The sequence below is a fragment of the Bosea sp. ANAM02 genome, from assembly GCF_011764485.1.
In the GTDB taxonomy this organism is placed as follows: Bacteria; Pseudomonadota; Alphaproteobacteria; order Rhizobiales; family Beijerinckiaceae; genus Allobosea.
In genome coordinates this window covers 2211162-2228025 of sequence record NZ_AP022848.1, presented here as the reverse complement: position 1 = coordinate 2228025, position 16864 = coordinate 2211162, and the positions used below count along the sequence as shown (strand labels likewise).

The window sequence follows — 16864 nt, the reverse complement described above, 5'->3', positions numbered from 1 at the left end:
GCGACCGCAGGGAGACCCGGGATCCATGCCTGAGCCTCTCCCGGGAGCCCTCCGGACTGGATCCCGGATCTCCGCTTCGCTGCGTCCGGGATGACCAGCGCCGGAGGCCCGGATTAACTCCCAGGCATCTGCGCGCCTCCGACCGCCAGACCCTTAACGCTCAGAATGAGCGCTGAAGGGCAGATGCTCACCTTCTCCATCACGCCGCACCACCCCCGACATGACTCGCCGCCGATAATGGTCTAAGGCGGCAGCCATCCCTTGATCCGCTTCCCGCCCGATGCTCTTCAATTCCTTCGCCTTCCTGCTCGCCTTCCTGCCGCTCGCGCTCGCCCTCCATTGGGGCGCGGAGCGCTTTGCGCCGAGCCTGCGGCTACCGGTGCTGGTCATGCTGTCCTTTGCCTTCTACGGCTACTGGGACTGGCGCTTCCTGCCGCTGCTGGCGCTCTCGATCGGGCTGAACTGGCTGATCGCCGAGGCCTTCCAGAAAACGAAGTCGGGCGCGCTGATCACGCTCGCGATCGTGCTGAACCTCGCCGTGCTCGCGGTGTTCAAGTACTTCAACTTCTTCGCCGATCTCGCTGGAATGATTCCCGGATTGCCGGCGCCGAAATTCGATATCGCGCTGCCGCTCGGCATCTCCTTCTTCACCTTCCACCACATCATGTACCTGACGGATCTCCGGCGTGGGCAGGCCCCGCGCTACGATCTCGTCCGCTACGCGCTGTACATCGCCTTCTTCCCGCAGGTGCTCGCCGGCCCGCTGGTGCGCTGGCGCGAGATCATGCACCAGTTCGACGAGCGGCCCTATCAGCGCCCGGATGCGGCCGAGCGGATCGCGCGCGGGTTGATGCTGCTGACCTTCGGCCTCGCCAAGAAGGTGCTGATCGGCGATCCGCTCGCCGAATACGCCAACCCGGTCTTCGCGGCGGCGGCAGCCGGCAAGGTCGTCAGCCTGATGGAAGCCTGGCAGGCGACGCTCGCCTTCACCTTCCAGATCTATTTCGACTTCTCCGGCTATACCGATATGGCGCTGGGCCTTGCCCTGCTCTTCGGCGTCGTGCTGCCGCAGAACTTCGAGGCGCCTTATCGCTCGCTCTCGATCCAGGATTTCTGGCGGCGCTGGCACATGACGCTGTCGCGCTTCCTGCGCGACTATCTCTACATCCCGCTCGGCGGCTCGCGCAGTGGCCTGCCGACGCAGATCTGGGCGCTCTTCGCCACGATGGCGCTGGGCGGGCTCTGGCATGGCGCCGGGCTGACCTTCGTCGCCTGGGGCGTGGCGCATGGGCTGGCGCTGATCGTCGCGCTGTTCTGGCGCCGTGCCAACCTGCCGATGCCGGCAGCGCTCGGCTGGTGCCTCACCTTCCTGTTCGTGGCGCTGTGCTGGGTGCTGTTCCGGGCCACGAATTTCCAGGCCGCGCTCGCCATCTACAAGGGCCTGTTCGGCTTCGGCCCGATCGGCACCGGGTTCAAATGGCGCGCGTTGCTGCCGGCCGCCGCCTTCGCCATCATCGGCCCCACCGCCTGGAACCTCGTCCACAAATTGCCACCGGCCCGCTGGCTGGCGATCCTGTGCGGGCTCCTGTTCGTCATCATCCTGCTGAAGATCGGCGAAGACGCCAATTATGAGTTCATCTACTTCCAGTTCTGAGCAGGCCGCTCGGGCGGCGAAGTGGACGGGCTTCACCGGCGCCTTCCTGAGCGCGGCGGTGCTGATCGCGGCCGCCTTCCTCACGGCCGCTTTCCTGATCGACCCCTATGATTCCGGACGTTCGCCCCTGAAGCTCAAGGAGGGCGTACGTCCGCAGGGGCCGCGCACCGCGCTGGCCAGCCGCGGCCGCGACCCGAATTTCACCGGCGCCATCTTCGGCAATTCGCATATCCAGTTGATCTCGCCGGAGGAGCTGCGGGCGAAGACCGGCATCCCCTTCGTCTCGTTGATCGCGCCGGCGACCATGCCGAAGGAGACCTTCGCGACGATCGACTGGTTCTTGCGCCATCACCGCACGGCACCGCCGAAGGCGATCGTCGTCGGCATCGACAATTACTGGTGCACCGCGAACCCGGCCCTGCCCAACGAGAAGCCCTTCCCCTTCTGGCTCATGAGTCGCAGCCTCTCCGAGTATGTCGGCGGGCTGATGCGCTTCGACCTGCTGGAGGAATTGCCCCGCCGTATCGGCTACCTCGCCTCCCGCAAGGCCGAGCGCGCCCGCCCGGACGGCTACTGGGACTACGAATCGGGCTATGGCGTGCAGGGCTACGGCACCAATCCCGAGATCATCGCCCGGCTGCAGAAGCCGATCGAGACCGGCGGCGGCAATGTCGACGGCCCCTTCCCGGCCGCGAGCGGCCTCGAGGAGCTGATGAAGACGGCGCCGGCCGAGACGGCGCTGATCCTCCTGCGCCCGCCGGTCTATGTCACCGCCCTGCCGAAGCCCGGCACGCGCGATGCCGAAGCCGACACGGCCTGCCGCAAGGCATTCGCCGATCTGGCGGCCCGGCGCCCGCGCACGGCGCTGGTCGACTGGCGGGTCGAGAGGCCCGAATTGCGCGATCCCGGCCTCTTCTTCGACCATAGTCATTACCGCCAGCCGATCGCGCGGCTGGTCGAAACCGACATTGCCGAGGCGATACGCAAGCTGAACTGACGCGAAACCGGCCGATTTCATCGAAATTCGGCAGAAAATCGCGTCTTTTCACGAAGCCGTTGAAGCCCTGTCGGAAGCGATTGTTCCGCTTGAGACTGATCGCTATAAGGGCGCCAAATCGGCTCCCCTCCCGCGGCACAGCCGATGGGTGCGTGAGCCGACAAGAGAGAGAGCGCGCCCATGTCGAAGCAGATCATCCTCGAGGCGGATTACAAACCGAGCGATGACGAGCCGTTCATGAACGATCGTCAACGCGAGTATTTCCGCGGCAAGCTTCTCGTCTGGAAGGACGAGATCCTGCGGGAGGCCAAGGAGACACTGGTCACCCTGCAGAAGGAGAGCGAGAATCACCCGGACATCGCCGACCGGGCTTCCTCCGAAACCGATCGCGCCATCGAACTGCGCGCCCGCGACCGGCAGCGCAAGCTGATCGCCAAGATCGACGCCGCGATTGCCCGGATCGACGACGGCTCCTACGGCTATTGCGAGGAGACCGGTGAGCCGATCTCGCTCAAGCGTCTCGAAGCCCGCCCGATCGCGACCCTCTCGCTGGAGGCTCAGGAGCGCCACGAGCGCAACGAGCGCGTCTTCCGCGACGATTGAGTGGGCATGCCCTCTCCGGACTTTCGAAAGGCCCCGCGTCGACAGGTGCGGGGCCTTTCGCGTCGAGACACGGCCTGAAGGCCGCGCTGTCGCCGGCTCGCAGCCTGCTTTAATCTCCGGTTGACGACCGCCGGTTGGAAGGAGACGCGACATGGACCGTTTCTCGGGCGGCTGCCGGTGCGGCGATATCCGGATCGTGGCATCGGGGCGCCCTTACCGGGTCGGCATCTGCCATTGTCTCGACTGCCGCAAATTTCACGGCGCGCTCTTCCACGCCTCCGCGATCTTTCCGGAAGAGGCGGTGACGATCGAGGGCGAGGTGCGCGACTATGACGGACGCTTCTTCTGCCCCCGCTGCGGTTCGACGGTGTTCGGGCGCAGCGGTGACGAAGTCGAGATCAATCTCGGCTCGCTGGATGCACCGGACCAGTTCGTGCCGACCTACGAGCTCTGGACGATCCGCCGCGAATCCTGGCTGCCGCCCTTCCCGCTGAAGAAGCGCTATGAGCGCAACCGTACCTCCGCGGATCGGACAGAGGATTAGAGGCGATGGGGAGCCTGCGGATAAGTGCGTTGATGTGGCGGAAGCTCGCCGTCAGCCTGCTGGTGACGCTGGCGATCTCCGCCTGCGCGCGCGGCGAACCGCGCTGCCGGACGCACAAGATCGCGAATGGCGAGCTCACGGAATGCAGCGGAGGCTGAGCGCGACGCCGGCGACATCGATCGTGCCCGGCCTCCCGTGACCCGCATGGCCCCTGCGCGCCGCGCGTTATTGCACTGCAGCGAGAGTTTGCTATGCACGTCGCATGATCGCGCTCATCCGGTTCCTGCGCACGCGCCCGACTCCGCCCTAGAGGCCGGCTTCCCGTCTTCGCTGCCGCGCATCCGCGGCCGATTCTGATTGCCCGGAGGCTTTTGGCCGAATCGGGCTGGGAAAGCCATGTCATGACCCGATCTCATCTGCGGAGCGAATGGGCTCCGAACATCACGCGCGAGCTTCTCGCCGGCACCGTCGTCGCGCTTGCCCTGATCCCGGAAGCCATCGCCTTCTCGATCATCGCCGGCGTCGATCCGAAGGTGGGGCTCTACGCCTCCTTCTGCATCGCCGTCATCACCGCGATCGCCGGCGGGCGCCCGGCCATGATCTCCGCCGCGACCGGCGCGATGGCGCTGGTCATGACCACGCTGGTGAAGCAGCACGGCCTCGAATATCTGCTGGCGGCGACGCTCCTGACCGGCGTCTTCCAGATCGTCGCCTCGGTCCTGAAGCTCGGCAACCTGATGCGCTTCGTCTCGCGCTCCGTCGTGACCGGCTTCGTCAATGCGCTCGCGATCCTGATCTTCCTTGCCCAGATGCCCGAGCTCCTCGGGCGCGGTCCGATCGTCTATGCGATGACGGCAGCCGGGCTTGCGATCATCTACCTGCTGCCGCGGCTGACCCGGGCGATCCCCTCGCCGCTGGTCACGATCGTCGTGATGACCGCGATCTCGATGTATTTCGGCTTCGGCATCCGCACCGTCGGCGACATGGGAGCGCTCCCGAGCGAGTTGCCGGTCTTCGCGCTGCCGCAGGTGCCGCTCACCCTGGAAACGCTGAAGATCATCACGCCCTATGCCCTCACCCTCGCCATGGTCGGCCTGCTCGAAAGCCTGATGACGGCGGCGATCGTCGACGAGATGACCGACACGACCTCGGACAAGAACCGCGAATGCGCCGGCCAGGGCCTCGCCAACATCGTCGCCGGCTGCTTCGGCGGCATGGCGGGCTGCGCCATGATCGGGCAGTCGGTCATCAACGTCTCGTCCGGCGGCCGCGGGCGTCTCTCGACCCTTTGGGCCGGCGGCTTCCTGCTGTTCCTGATCGTCGTGCTCGGACCCTATGTCGCCCAGATCCCGATGGCCGCGCTGGTCGCGGTGATGATCATGGTCTCGATCAACACCTTCCAGTGGCGCTCGCTGAAGGCGCTGCTGATCCAGCCCAAGAGCTCCAGCTTCGTGATGCTGGGCACCGTCGCGGTCGTCGTCGCTACGCATGACCTCGCCAAGGGCGTGCTCTTCGGCGTGGTCCTGAGCGGGCTGTTCTTCGCCCACAAGGTGACACGGTTCTTCGCCGTCGCTTCCGAGCGCGCCGGCGACGAGCGTGTCTACCGCGTCGGCGGACAGATCTTCTTCGCTACGGCCGAGGCCTTCCATGCCGCCTTCGACTTCCGCGAGGAGGAGGTGAAGAAGGTGGTGATCGACCTGAGCGCCGCGCATTTCTGGGACATCACCGCGATCAACGCGCTCGACCGGGTCGTGCTCAAGTTCCGGCATCATGACATCGCCGTCGAGATCGTCGGCATGAACCAGGCGACAGCCACCATGGTCGAGCGCCTCGCCGTCCATGACAAGGGCAACGGAAAGCTCGCGGCAGAGCACTGAAGACCAGCCCCAAGAATGGGCCGCCTCGCAAAGCGATCCCGCGCCCGGAGGAAGGAGCGGGATTGCCGCTATGTTCGAACAGCACGCGTGGCGATCCGGCCGCCATGATGGAAAAGCCCCGCGTCGGGAGAACGCGGGGCCTGGGGCCGCCTGCCGTGAAAGCTTGGGGAGCGTGGCGGGCGGCCGGGATGGTGGCGGCTCGGGAGAGGCCGCCGGCCGTCCGGCGCGGAGACAGGGGGGAGCGTTCCGCGCCGACCGGGATTTCGGGGAGACCGTTCGCGCGGCTTAGAACGGCAGCAGGATGTCCATCACCTGCTGGCCGTAGCGCGGCTGCTGGACATCGGTGATCTGGCCGCGGCCACCATAGGCGATGCGGGCCTGGGCGATCTTGGTCGATTCGATCGTGTTGTCGGATTCGATGTCCTCGGGCCGGATCACGCCGGCGACGATCAGCTCGCGCACCTCGAAATTGACGCGGATCTCCTGCTTGCCCTCGATCACGAGGTTGCCGTTGGGCAGGTTCTGGGTGACGACCGCCGCGACGTTCGTCGCCAGGGTCTCGGAGCGGTTGACCGAGCCCGCCCCCTCGCTGGAGCCGTCCGATTCGAGCTTGAGCAGCGAGGAAGCCTTGGCGCCGTTCGGCAGGAAGGCATCGAGCTTGTTCTCGAAGCCGAAAGCGTTCTCGGCGCCGAGATCCTCACCGTTCTTGCGGCTGCGCTTGGTCGTGTTGTTGAGCTGCGCCCGGTCGGTGACCTTGACCTTGACGGTGACGAGATCGCCGACATTGCGGGCGCGCTGGTCCTTGAAGAAGGCGCGCGAGCCGGTGCGCCAGAGCGAATTCGGCGCGTAGGAAGCATGCGACACCTCCGGCATCGGCATCTGCACCGGCTTGTAGCCCTTGGCAGCGGTCGGATCCTCGATCGGCGAGAGCGTCGGCGCCTGGCCGACATTGGCGAGGCGGTCGCCGATACCGCAGGCGCCGAGCGAAGCGGTCAGCAGCAGGAGGCCGGAAAGCTTGGCGAGGCGGTTGGCGTACATGGCTCTTTCCACGGAACTTTACTGGGCGCTGGCGATACGGCCGGCGGCGGAAGGCTGGACGGAGACCCGCCCCGGCCCGCTGACCTTGCCCTGCAGCACGCGCTTCGACTGGGGATTGGTGACGGAGACGACATCGCCCATCGCGCCGGCTTCGTTGGCCCGGCCGCGCAGCGTGATCAGCAGGCCCGGCGCCTCGTAGACGATGGTGACGAGGTCCCCCTTCGCGACGATCTCCTCGCGCTGGACGTCGCTGCTGCGCAGCGGCACCCCGGCGAGCAATGCCCGGCGCGCCACCTTGTCGATCGCGGCCCGGACATCGCCGATGATCTCGTTGCCCTGGCCGTCGCGCGGGCGGCGCTCGACGGTGACGTCGTCCTTCCCCAGCGTCTCGCCGCGGGCGATCAGGCGCTTGGGCACCACCACCTCCATGGTCTCGACGAGCTGGCCGGAGATGCGCAGGGGCTTCAGCCGCATCGCCGCGCTGCCGGGCACCGCGAGCCGGGCCTGCAGACGCCGCGAGCGGGCATCGAAGGAGAGGTCGACCACGGCGACGTCGCCGGTCAGTTCCGGCTCGATCGCGACGCTTGGCGCCCCGCCGTCGATCGCCAGGGCGAAGATGCGGGCATCGACGCCGAAGCGCTCCTGCAATCCGGTCTTCACGGCGGCTTCGAGATCGATGGCGGTGATGCGGCGTGCGGCGCGCGTCACCACGACCTGCGCGAAGCCCTGGCCGTGCAGCTCATTGGCATCGTGGATGATGCCGGCGGCGCGGGCGGCCTCGACGACGCGGGCGACCTGTATGGTGCCGGTCTCGCCCAGCGCCGGCGCCCGGAAGGCGGCGGTCGCTGCGGCCTCTCCGGCAAGGCCCGGAATGAGATCGCCGAAGGTGACGAGATCGCGAGACAGGTTGATTTCGGGGCGCAGTCGGAGCTTGGCCGGCAGCGCCGCGGCAGCGGGGGCCGCAACCGCCGCGGCCACCGCGACCGGCTCGCTCTGGCTCTGCTGCGGCGCGGCGAACGCGGCCGAGCCGGAGAGCAGCAGGACGATCAGGGAAAGGCGGATCATGCTGGTGCCCCCTTACCCGCGGAACATCTGGGTCGTCGCCGACATCATCTGGTCGGCGGCGGTGATGACCTTGGAGTTCATCTCGTAGGCGCGCTGCGCGGCGATGAGGGAGGAGAGCTCCGTCACGGCCTGAACGTTGCCTTCTTCGAGATAGTTCTGCTGCAGCGTGCCGAAGCCCTCGCCGCCGCCGAAGCCGTCGATCGGCTGGCCCGAGGCGGCCGTCTCGACATAGAGGTTGTCGCCGATGGACTCGAGGCCGACCTTGTTGACGAAGCGCACGAGCTGGATCTGGCCGAGCTGCTGCGGCGCGGTCTGTCCGGGCACCATCGCCTCGACGATGCCCTGCGCGTTGATGCTGACGCTGGAGGCGTTGTTCGGCACGGTGATGCCGGGCTCGACCTGATAGCCGTCGCGGGTGACGATCTGGCCCTGCGCGTCGAGATCAAACGAGCCGTCGCGGCTGTAGGTGGTGCGCCCGTCCGGCATGCGGATGCGGAAGAAGCCTTCGCCGCGGATCGCGACGTCATAGGGCTTCTCGGTCGGGGTGATGTTGCCCTGGGTCATGACGCGGCCGGTCGAGACCGTCTTGACGCCCGAGCCGATGAAGGTGCCCGCCGGTGCCTGGGTGTTCTGGTCCGATGTGGCCGAGCCGGCGCGCCGGAAATGCTCGTAGAGCAGGTCCTGGAAATGGATCTGCTGGCGCTTGTAGCCGGTGGTCCGGACGTTCGCGATGTTGTTGGAGATGACCTGGACGTTCATCTCCTGGGCCATCATGCCGGTCGCGGCTGTCTGCATGGCGCGCATGGTGCGTGCTCCTCTCCGCTATCAGGCTTGCTGGTCGGCCAGGCGCGAGATCGCCCGGCTGCGCAGTTCGTCGGATTTGCTCATCATGTTGGCGACGCTCTGGTAGTTGCGCTGCACCTCCATCAGGCGGGTCAGTTCGACCACGGCCTTGACGTTGGAGCGCTCGATCGCGCCAGGCTCCAGCCGCGCCTCGATGCCGGCGGCCTGCGGCGGCGTGGTCGAGGAGAACAGGTTGGTGCCTTCGCTGACCAGCGCGGCCGGGTCGGCGAAGCGGACCTGGCGCAGCTTGCCGCGCGTGCCCTGGTCGCTGCTGACGGTACCGTCGGCGGCGATGCGCATGGAATGTTCGCTGGAGCCGAAGGCGATCGGCCCGCCATCGCCCATCACCGGCAAACCGGTCTGGGTCACGAGCCGGCCCTGCCGGTCGATGGTCAGGGAGCCGGCGCGGGTATAGCGCTCGCCGTTCGGCGTCTGCACGACGAGGTAGTTGTCGCCCTTCAGCGCGACGTCGAGCGGATTGCCGGTCATCTCGATCGTGCCCTGCGACAGGTCGAGCGGCGTGCCCTTGTCGATGACATAGGAAAGCGGCCGGTCGGCCGGCTTGAAAGCGTCGGCCTTCGCCACAGGCATGAGGAATTCGTTGAAGCGCGCGCTGCGCGCCTTGAATCCATTGGTGCCGACATTCGCCATGTTGTTGGCGATGACGTCCAGCTCGCGCGCCAGAGCCACCTGACGCGACAGGCCGATGAGAAGCGCGTTCTCCACGGCTTATCTCCCGATCATGTCCCGCGGCGACCTCGACGCTCCCCAGCGCAGTCGCCACGGCCCGATACCGGCAAACGGCATGCCAGGATGGTTAATTCCTGCAAGCCTTTGATATCATTGATTGATAGCTCGAATCCGTCAGCCACCGGCACTCGGCACAGGCTGCTGGAGCGGCAAGAACGGCCCGGCAAATTATGCCGCCTTAACGACGCGTTAACCGTAACTGGCGAAGGTGCTCACATGGGTGGCAGAAGGCGGCCCGACGACCCGGGGCGCGTGACGAGATGGCGAAGAAACCCAAGGTGAAAGAGGAAGGCGCTGCCGGCGAAGAGGCGCCGAAGAGCAAGAAGAAGCTCTTCATCATCATCGGCGGTGTCGTGCTGCTGGCGGCTGCCGGCGGTGGCGGCTGGTTCTTCCTCAAGAAGCCCTCGCCCGAACAGGTCGCCGCCGCGGAAGCAGCGGCCAAGGCCAAGAACCCCATCGCCTTCCTCGACATGAAGGACATGATGATCGGCATGTCCAATAGCGGCCAGCAGGACCGCCAGTCGGTGATGAAGATCAAGGTCGTGCTGGAGATCGCCGATGCCAAGGCGGCGGACCAGGTCAGGCCGCTGCTGCCGCGCGTCGAGGACGCCTTCCAGGTCTTCATGCGCGAACTGCGTCCCTCCGACCTCGAAGGCTCGGCCGGCATGTTCCGGCTCAAGGAAGAACTGCTGCGCCGCGTCAACCTGACTGTCTATCCGGCCAAGGTCGACGCCGTGTTGTTCAAGGAACTGCTGGTGCAGTGAGCGAGCCGATGGCTCTCGCAGACCGGACCGAGATGGCGGCGCAGAGATGAGCACCGAAGACGACAAGAACAAGCCGAGCGACGAGCCGCTGACCCCGGAGGGTATGGCCGCCGGCTGGGCCGCCATGCCCGACATCGTCGAGGACGATGGCGAACAGGAAGGCGGTACCGACCGCCTGATGTCGCAGGAAGAAATCGACACGATGCTCGGTTTCTCCAGCGGCGACGACGGCACGTCCCGCAACGGCATCCAGGCGATCGTCGATTCCGGCTCGGTCGCCTATGAACGCCTGCCGATGCTCGAAATCATCTTCGAGCGCCTGGTGCGCCTGCTCTCGACCAGCCTGCGCAATTTCTTCACGGACAATGTCGAGGTCACGCTGGAGAGCATCCGCTCGGTACGCTTCGGCGACTACATCAACTCGATCTCGCAGCCGGCGCTGCTCTCGGTGTTCAAGGCCGAGGAATGGGACAATTTCGGTCTCATCACCATCGAGTCCTCCCTGATCTACTCCGTCCTCGACGCGATGTTCGGCGGCAAGCGCGGCCAGCCGGCCCCGCGCATCGACGGCCGCCCCTTCACCTCCATCGAGATCCGCATGGTCCGCCGCGTGATCGAGCTGGTGCTGGGCGATGCCGAGGCCGCCTTCAAGCCGCTCTCGCCGGTGATCTTCACGGTCGACCGTGTCGAATCCAACCCGCGCTTCGTCTCGATCTCCCGCCCCGCCAATGCCGCCATCCGCGTCGAGCTGAAATTCGACATGGAGGGCCGTGGCGGCGCGCTGCATATCCTCCTGCCCTACGCCACGATCGAGCCGATCCGTGAACTGCTGCTCGAAAGCTTCATGGGTGAGAAGCTCGGGCGCGATCCGATCTGGGAGAACCATCTCGCGACCGAAGTCTGGCAGGCCGATATCGACGTCACCTGCGTGCTCCACGAGACCCAGTTGCCGCTGAAGCGCGTCATGAAGCTGGAGATCGGCGACACGCTGATGTTCGACGCCAGGCCCGATTCGATCGTCTCGCTGCGCTGCGGCGACTTCGTCGTCACGGAGGGCCGTATCGGCCGGGTCGACGACAAGATCGCGGTGCAGGTGGTGAATCCGCTGCGCCGCTCCAAGACGACGCTTGCCGCCTTCGACAGCCTCGCCAGCCATCTCGGCGCCACCACCTGATAGGGATGTCATGACGCTCAATCTCATCGCCGACGTGCTTGTCGCCTGTCTTCTCGTCGCCACCATCGTCACCTGCTTCATCCTGACCAAGCGCATCGAGCGCCTGAAGGCGGACGAGGCCGGCATGCGCCAGACGGTGGGCGCGCTGATCACCGCGACCGACAATGCCGAGCGCGCCATCGCGGGCCTCAAGTCGACCCTGGGCGATTGCGACCGCACCCTGGAGGAGCGCCTGCGCACCGCCGAGCGCTACGCCGCCGATCTCGCCGCCCAGGTCGAGGCCGGCCAGGCGGTGATGGAGCGCATCGGCCAGATCGTCAGCGCCGCGACCCTCGTCGGCGCCAAGGCGGCTCCGGTCGAGGCGCCGCCCGCTCCGGTCCCGGTCCCGGTCTCGCGGCTCGAGAGCGCGGCCCAGTCCGCCGCCGCCATCCGGGCCCGCGCCGCCCGCCGCCTGGAGGAACAGGCGGCGTGATCGAACGGCCTCGCCTCCTGCCGGCAGTGATTCTCGGCGCCATGGGTCTCCTGGCGCTGAAGCTGCTCGCCTGGACGGCGGAGCCCTCTCCCGGCCATATCCCGCCCAACGCCCCGCTGTTCGCGCAAGCCGAGGCCAAAGGCGCCGGCAAGCCCAGGCCCGCGCTCTTCGACCCCGAGACGACCGGCTCCGTGCCTGCTCCCGATCCGAAGAAGGCGGAGGGGAAGAAGGAGGCGGAGGGGAAGAAGGAGGCCGAGGCCAAGGCCGATGCAGCCCGCGCCGCCAATCCCAACAACAAGGCCGGCATCATGAACGGCTCGGTCCAGCCGGTGTCGCCGGCCGAAAAGGCGATCCTCGAGCGTCTGGGCGAACGGCGCGAGGAGCTGGAGAGCCGGATGCGCGAGCTCGAGATGCGCGAGCGCCTGCTCGATACCGCCGAGAAGAAGCTCGACGGCCGCGTCGGCGACCTCAAGGCACTCGAAGAGAAGGCCGGCGGGCCGGGAGCCGGCAAGCCGGCCATCGAGGAAGCCAAGGCGATCAAGAACCTCGTCATCATGTACGAATCGATGAAGCCGAAGGATGCCGCCCGCGTCTTCGACCGCCTCGGCCTCGACGTGCTGGTGCCGGTGGTCCAGCAGATGAATCCGCGCAAGATGTCGGAAGTTCTGGCGGCGATGTCACCCGACCGGGCCGAAAAGCTCACCGTCGCGCTGGCGACCAGCGGACGCGTCGCGACCGTCGAGCGCGTGACGAACGAAGCGCCTCTGCCCGGCAACGAACTCCCGGCGATCGCACCGGCGCCGCGGCGCTGATTCAAGCCTGTCAGCCCGCCTGGGCCCGGACCAAGGCGAGGTCCGGCTCATGCACCATCTCGGCCGGCGGCCCGTCATCGGGCAGATGGCGTGAAACCTTCGCCATGAGCTGGTCGAAGCCGTTATCGTAAGGCGAAAAGCGGATTCGCGGTCCAGCAAACCCGGAAATCCAGTAATACCCGGTCAGCTCCACTCCGAGACGCGACAGCTCGTTCCAGGACAGGACCCGTTCCTGCAGCAGCATCGTGCGGCGCTCGATCCGCTTGCCGTTCCAGCGTACGCGCTCGACGATGATGGTCAGGGCCAGCACCAGCGTGACCAGCACGAAAAAGGCCGCGAGCGGAACCGGCGCCTTGCCTGCGGCCGCGACGAGAGTTCCGACGGCCGACACGATCACCCCGCAGAGCATTCCCAGCCAGGAGAACGGCCCCGGCGTCAGGTAGCTCCAGCCGCCGCTGCGTTGCGCGCGCCGTCGCTGGAAGCAGGTGCAGAAAGCAACCAGCATCATGAAGCCCGGAACGAACAGCGCGATCTGGCTCAGGGTGGTCATGCAGCCTCGCCGGCAACGGATGCGGGCAGGGAACCTAGCCGATCTCCGGCAGCCGGCCAAAACAGACCGTGGATGATGGCAAACAAACCCTCGCGCACGGAGTGGCCTGCGCTCACGCCACGGCCGCGTTAACATGCCATTATGGTTGACGCGCTAGCGTGCCGGAGGGCCGCTGCGTTCGCATGGATGCGGCGAGGCTCAGTGTCGCGTTGGGTCGAGTATCACGGTTTGCGTCTGTCGCGCTCCCTCGCCTTCGGTATCGGGCTGGCTGCTCTCGCGCTTGCCGCCGGCCTGGAGACGCCTGCCTTCGCGGCCGGAGCGAACCTGCGCGGCGAGGCCATGCCGGCCGGCTTCGGCCGGCTCTCCCTGAGCTTCGACGAGCCGATCCAGACGCGCATCCGGGTCTCGAACGGCGTGCTGATCGTCGCTTTCGGCGGCCAGGTCCAGGTCGATGTCGCGCGCATCGCCCGCGAATTGCCGAACTATGTCTCCGTCGCCCGCGTCGATCCCGACGGGCGCGGCATGCGCTTCGCGCTCACCCAGCCCTACAAGGCCAACCTGATCGAAGCCGGCGACAAGGCCTTCATCGACCTGCTGCCCCAGAACTGGGCGGGTGTGATGCCCGGCCCGCCGGCGGAAGCCATGGCCGAGCTGACCGAGCGCCTGCGCCTCGCCGAGGCCCGGGCGAAGGAAGCGGCGCGCCAGCCTGCCGCCCCACCGGCCTTGCTGACGATGACCACGGCGAGCCTGCCGACGCTGGAACGCCTGATCTTCAAGGCGCCGCCCGAGACCAAGCTCGCCAGCACCCTGTCGGACGGCACGTTGAAGCTGGTCTTCGACCGGCCGATGAATGTCGAGGCCGGCGCGATCCGCAACGCCTTGCCGCGAGATATCGACCTCACCGGCCTCGATGCCGGCAAGGAAGCCCTGAGCCTGGCATTGGCGCTGCCCAAGGACTGGCAGATGCGCAGCTTCAGCGACGAGACCGGGCTGGTCGTCGACCTGCTCCGCCCGGTGAAGCAGGAAGCGCTCTCGCTCACCGATCTGATCAAGCCACCGGCGCCGACGCCGGCGCCCCCGGCCGAACCCGCCGCAAAGCCCGCCACGGCGCCGGCCGCGCAGCAGGCCGCGCCGGCGGTCAAGGCCGCAGCCGCGCCGCCGGAGGCCCCCGAGATACCGCCCGGCCCGGTCGTGATCACGGCCGACGGCAAGCGTCTCGACTTCCGCTTCACCCGCCCCACCGGCGCCGCCGCCTTCCTCGATGCCGGCGTGATGACGCTGGTCTTCGATACGCGCGACACCATCGACCCCGCGAAGCTCGCCGGGCTGATGCCGAAGCTGATCGAGGACAGCTCGGTCTCGCGCGAGGGCAAGGTCACGCTGGTCAGGCTGAAGCTCGCCGGCCAGCCGCTGACGCGCGTCTTCGACAACGGCCCCGTCTGGTCGCTCGATCTCGGCGAGGATGCGGGGCGCCCCGCCGCCCCGGTCGAACCGAAGCGCAGCATGGACGAGCACGGGCAGACCATCGTCGCCGTGCCGCTGCCGGGCCTTACGGGCATTCACTGGCTGGAGGCCGGGCCCGCCGGTTTGCCGGTCGCCGTCGCGACCGCGACCGGCCCCGCCCGGCTCGCGCCGAAGCCCTACCAGTTCGTCGAGTTCGGCCTGCTGCCGACGGCGCAGGGCCTGGCCGTCCAGCCGCGCGCCGACGATGTCGCCGTCCGCGCCGGTACGGAGCAGGTCCGCATCGGCCGTAGCGGCGGTCTCAACGTCTCACTCGATCTCGGTCAGCCCGCCGACAAGGCCGAAAGGAAGGCCGAGAAGCAGGAGGCCGCGCCGCTGCTCGACGGCGATGCCTGGGCCGGGCTGCGCCTCGGCAATCCCCGCGAGCGTGCCCACGCGCTGATGCTCGACATCACCGACGCGTCGCGCGGCCGCAAATCGGAGGCCCGGCTGGCGCTTGCCCGCTTCTATGCCGCCAACGGGCTGATGCCCGAGGCCGCCGGGCCTTTGAACGCCCTGCTCGTCGACGACAAGAGGATGCGCGACAACCGCGAAGCGCTCTTCCTCAAGGGCGTCATCGCCGCCGGCATGCATCGCAACCAGCAGGCTCTGGCCGCCTTCGATGCCGCCCCGATCAAGGACGATGTCGAGACCGGGTTGTGGCGCGCCCTCATCGAGCAGCGCCTGAACCGCAATGCGCAGGCTCTCATCGGCTTCCGCCGTGCCGAAGCAGTGCTCGACCGCTATCCGGCCGATCTCCAGGGCGAGTTCCGCGAAGCGATGGCGCGCGCCGCGCTCGCCCAGCAGGATATCGCCGTCGCCGAGCGCCAGATCCAGTTGCTGGCCGATATGCCGCGCGGCAGCTTCGATCAGGAGCATCTGGCCCTGCTCCAGGCATGGCTCGACGATGTCGGCGGCCGGCCGGAAGCGGCGATGAACGGTTACAAGCCGCTGTTCGAGGCGAAGAGCCGCCCGATCGCGGCCGAGGCGCAGTTGCGCGCGGTCAAGCTCGCCGATGCCGAGAAGCGTACCGATATCAAGCCCGAGGAAGCCATCGCCCGGCTGGAGACGGTCTCCGTCATCTGGCGCGGCGGGCGGCTCGAGATCGAGGCCCTGGCCGGGCTCAGCCGGCTCTATGCCGACCAGCACCGCTGGCGGGATGCCTTCATGGTCGCGCGCCGGGCCAACGAGAACTTCACCGAAGACCCGCTGACGCAGCGCATGCATGACGAGACGGCGCAGCGCTTCGCCGAACTGTTCAGCGGCGACGGGCTCGGCAAACTGCCGCGCATCGAGGCGCTGGCGCTGTTCTACGACTTCAAGGAGTTCCTGCCGATCGGCCGGCGCGGCGACGAGATCACCCGCCTGCTCGCCGACAGGCTGGTCGAGCTCGACCTGCTCGATCAGGCGGCCGAGATCCTGAAATACCAGATGGACCGGCGCCTCAGTGGGGCGGCGCGTTCCACCGTCGCGGCAAGGCTGGCCATGGTCGACCTCATGAACGGCAAGCCCGCCGACGCGGTTCGCGCGCTCCAGACGACACGGCTGGTCGAGTTGCCGGCAGACGTCAAGCGTGCCCGCCTGCTGCTGGAAGCCAAGGCGCTGTCGGATCTCTCGCGCACCGATCAGGCACTTGAAATGCTGGAGGCCGAGCGCGGCCCCGAGATCGACCGGCTGCGTGCCGACATCCACTGGACCGGACGCCGCTGGCGCGAGGCGGGCGAGGCTTACGAGCGCCTGCTCGGCGAGGCCTGGCGCGGCGACGGCGCGCTGAGCGACGGCGAACGGGCCGACGTGATGCGGGCGGGCGTTTCCTATGTGATGGCGAGTGAGAACCTCTCGCTCGACCGGCTGCGCAGCAAGTTCGCGCCCAAGATGGCCGGTGGTGCCGATGCCCGCACCTTCGCCTTCATCACCGGGGCCGACCGGACGCGCGCCGCCGACATCCGCGAGATGGCCCGCGCAACCGCCAATGCCGATACGCTCTCCGAATTCCTGAAGGCCTATCGCGAGCGCTATCCCGCCTATTCGGCCGCGATGCGCAAGCCGCAGGCCCCTGCCGCCGACAAGCTGCCCTCGCCCGCCGACGGTGCCGCGGCCGAGCCGGCGACGCCGCCCTCGCGGAGCTGAGGAACACCACCGTCATTCCGGGGCATGGCGGAGCCATGAGCCCGGAACCCATGAACGCGACGCGATCCAGTTTTCGTCATGCTCGCCCTTG

The 16864-nt window shown here is 67.6% G+C and carries 16 protein-coding genes; 11 read left to right on the top strand and 5 right to left on the bottom strand.

Annotation, left to right across the window (positions count from 1 at the left end; translation table 11 throughout):
• Positions 1–280 precede the first annotated feature (280 nt).
• The 6 genes from OCUBac02_RS10715 (at position 281) to OCUBac02_RS10695 (ending at position 5675) form a co-directional block, all read left to right on the top strand.
• Entirely contained in the window at positions 281–1654 is a 1374-nt protein-coding gene (locus tag OCUBac02_RS10715; RefSeq protein WP_173045516.1) for an MBOAT family O-acyltransferase, read from the top strand.
• Positions 1629–2651, top strand: a complete 1023-nt coding sequence (locus OCUBac02_RS10710) for a hypothetical protein (RefSeq protein ID WP_244639157.1) — start codon at positions 1629–1631, stop codon at positions 2649–2651. The genes OCUBac02_RS10715 and OCUBac02_RS10710 overlap by 26 nt, the downstream gene beginning before the upstream one ends.
• 180 nt (positions 2652–2831) lie before the next feature.
• Complete coding sequence (gene dksA / locus OCUBac02_RS10705; protein ID WP_047580720.1) at positions 2832–3254, top strand: RNA polymerase-binding protein DksA; 423 nt, start codon at positions 2832–2834, stop codon at positions 3252–3254.
• Positions 3255–3405: 151 nt separating this feature from the next.
• A complete protein-coding gene (locus OCUBac02_RS10700; RefSeq protein ID WP_173045514.1) occupies positions 3406–3798 on the top strand; it encodes a GFA family protein in 393 nt (130 codons plus the stop codon).
• 32 nt (positions 3799–3830) lie between these two features.
• Positions 3831–3956 carry a hypothetical protein gene (locus tag OCUBac02_RS27500; protein WP_280528855.1) on the top strand — a complete coding sequence of 42 codons (126 nt, stop codon included), beginning with the start codon at positions 3831–3833 and terminating at the stop codon, positions 3954–3956.
• 243 nt (positions 3957–4199) lie between these two features.
• Positions 4200–5675, top strand: coding sequence for a SulP family inorganic anion transporter (locus OCUBac02_RS10695; RefSeq protein WP_173045512.1), 1476 nt, complete (start codon positions 4200–4202; stop codon positions 5673–5675).
• A 285-nt stretch (positions 5676–5960) separates the two neighbouring features.
• Here the strand turns inward: OCUBac02_RS10695 and flgH are convergent, their stop codons facing one another.
• The 4 genes from flgH to flgF are packed head-to-tail and all read right to left on the bottom strand — an operon-like array spanning position 5961 to position 9347.
• Positions 5961–6713 (bottom strand): flagellar basal body L-ring protein FlgH, encoded by a 753-nt coding sequence (flgH, locus tag OCUBac02_RS10690; RefSeq protein WP_047580531.1) that lies wholly within the window; start codon positions 6711–6713, stop codon positions 5961–5963.
• 18 nt (positions 6714–6731) lie between these two features.
• Positions 6732–7778: a flagellar basal body P-ring formation chaperone FlgA gene (flgA, locus tag OCUBac02_RS10685; RefSeq protein ID WP_173045510.1), complete on the bottom strand. Its 1047-nt coding sequence runs from the start codon at positions 7776–7778 to the stop codon at positions 6732–6734.
• A 12-nt stretch (positions 7779–7790) separates the two neighbouring features.
• Positions 7791–8582 (bottom strand): flagellar basal-body rod protein FlgG, encoded by a 792-nt coding sequence (gene flgG, locus OCUBac02_RS10680; protein WP_047580530.1) that lies wholly within the window; start codon positions 8580–8582, stop codon positions 7791–7793.
• Between the two features lie 21 nt (positions 8583–8603).
• A complete protein-coding gene (gene flgF / locus OCUBac02_RS10675) occupies positions 8604–9347 on the bottom strand; it encodes a flagellar basal-body rod protein FlgF (protein WP_173045509.1) in 744 nt (247 codons plus the stop codon).
• Between the two features lie 284 nt (positions 9348–9631).
• On the opposite strand from flgF, the gene fliL reads away from it, so the two are divergent.
• Genes fliL through OCUBac02_RS10655 form a run of 4 tightly spaced genes read left to right on the top strand, consistent with a single transcriptional unit; the run spans position 9632 to position 12593 of the window.
• On the top strand, positions 9632–10135 hold the full coding sequence (fliL, locus tag OCUBac02_RS10670) for a flagellar basal body-associated protein FliL (RefSeq protein ID WP_047580528.1): 504 nt from the start codon (positions 9632–9634) through the stop codon (positions 10133–10135).
• 46 nt (positions 10136–10181) lie between these two features.
• Positions 10182–11309, top strand: a complete 1128-nt coding sequence (fliM, locus tag OCUBac02_RS10665) for a flagellar motor switch protein FliM (RefSeq protein ID WP_052232468.1) — start codon at positions 10182–10184, stop codon at positions 11307–11309.
• 10 nt (positions 11310–11319) lie between these two features.
• On the top strand, positions 11320–11781 hold the full coding sequence (locus OCUBac02_RS10660) for a DUF6468 domain-containing protein (protein WP_173045507.1): 462 nt from the start codon (positions 11320–11322) through the stop codon (positions 11779–11781).
• The gene (locus OCUBac02_RS10655; RefSeq protein ID WP_244639156.1) at positions 11778–12593 is read left to right on the top strand and encodes a MotE family protein; all 816 of its coding nucleotides are present in this window, start codon (positions 11778–11780) and stop codon (positions 12591–12593) included. The genes OCUBac02_RS10660 and OCUBac02_RS10655 overlap by 4 nt, the downstream gene beginning before the upstream one ends.
• Before the next feature lie 10 nt (positions 12594–12603).
• Here OCUBac02_RS10655 and OCUBac02_RS10650 read toward each other — a convergent pair whose 3' ends face one another.
• A complete protein-coding gene (locus tag OCUBac02_RS10650; RefSeq protein WP_047581835.1) occupies positions 12604–13143 on the bottom strand; it encodes a hypothetical protein in 540 nt (179 codons plus the stop codon).
• 201 nt (positions 13144–13344) lie between these two features.
• Here OCUBac02_RS10650 and OCUBac02_RS10645 point away from each other — a divergent pair, with 201 nt between their 5' ends.
• Positions 13345–16773, top strand: coding sequence for a tetratricopeptide repeat protein (locus OCUBac02_RS10645; RefSeq protein WP_173045505.1), 3429 nt, complete (start codon positions 13345–13347; stop codon positions 16771–16773).
• Positions 16774–16864 lie beyond the last annotated feature (91 nt).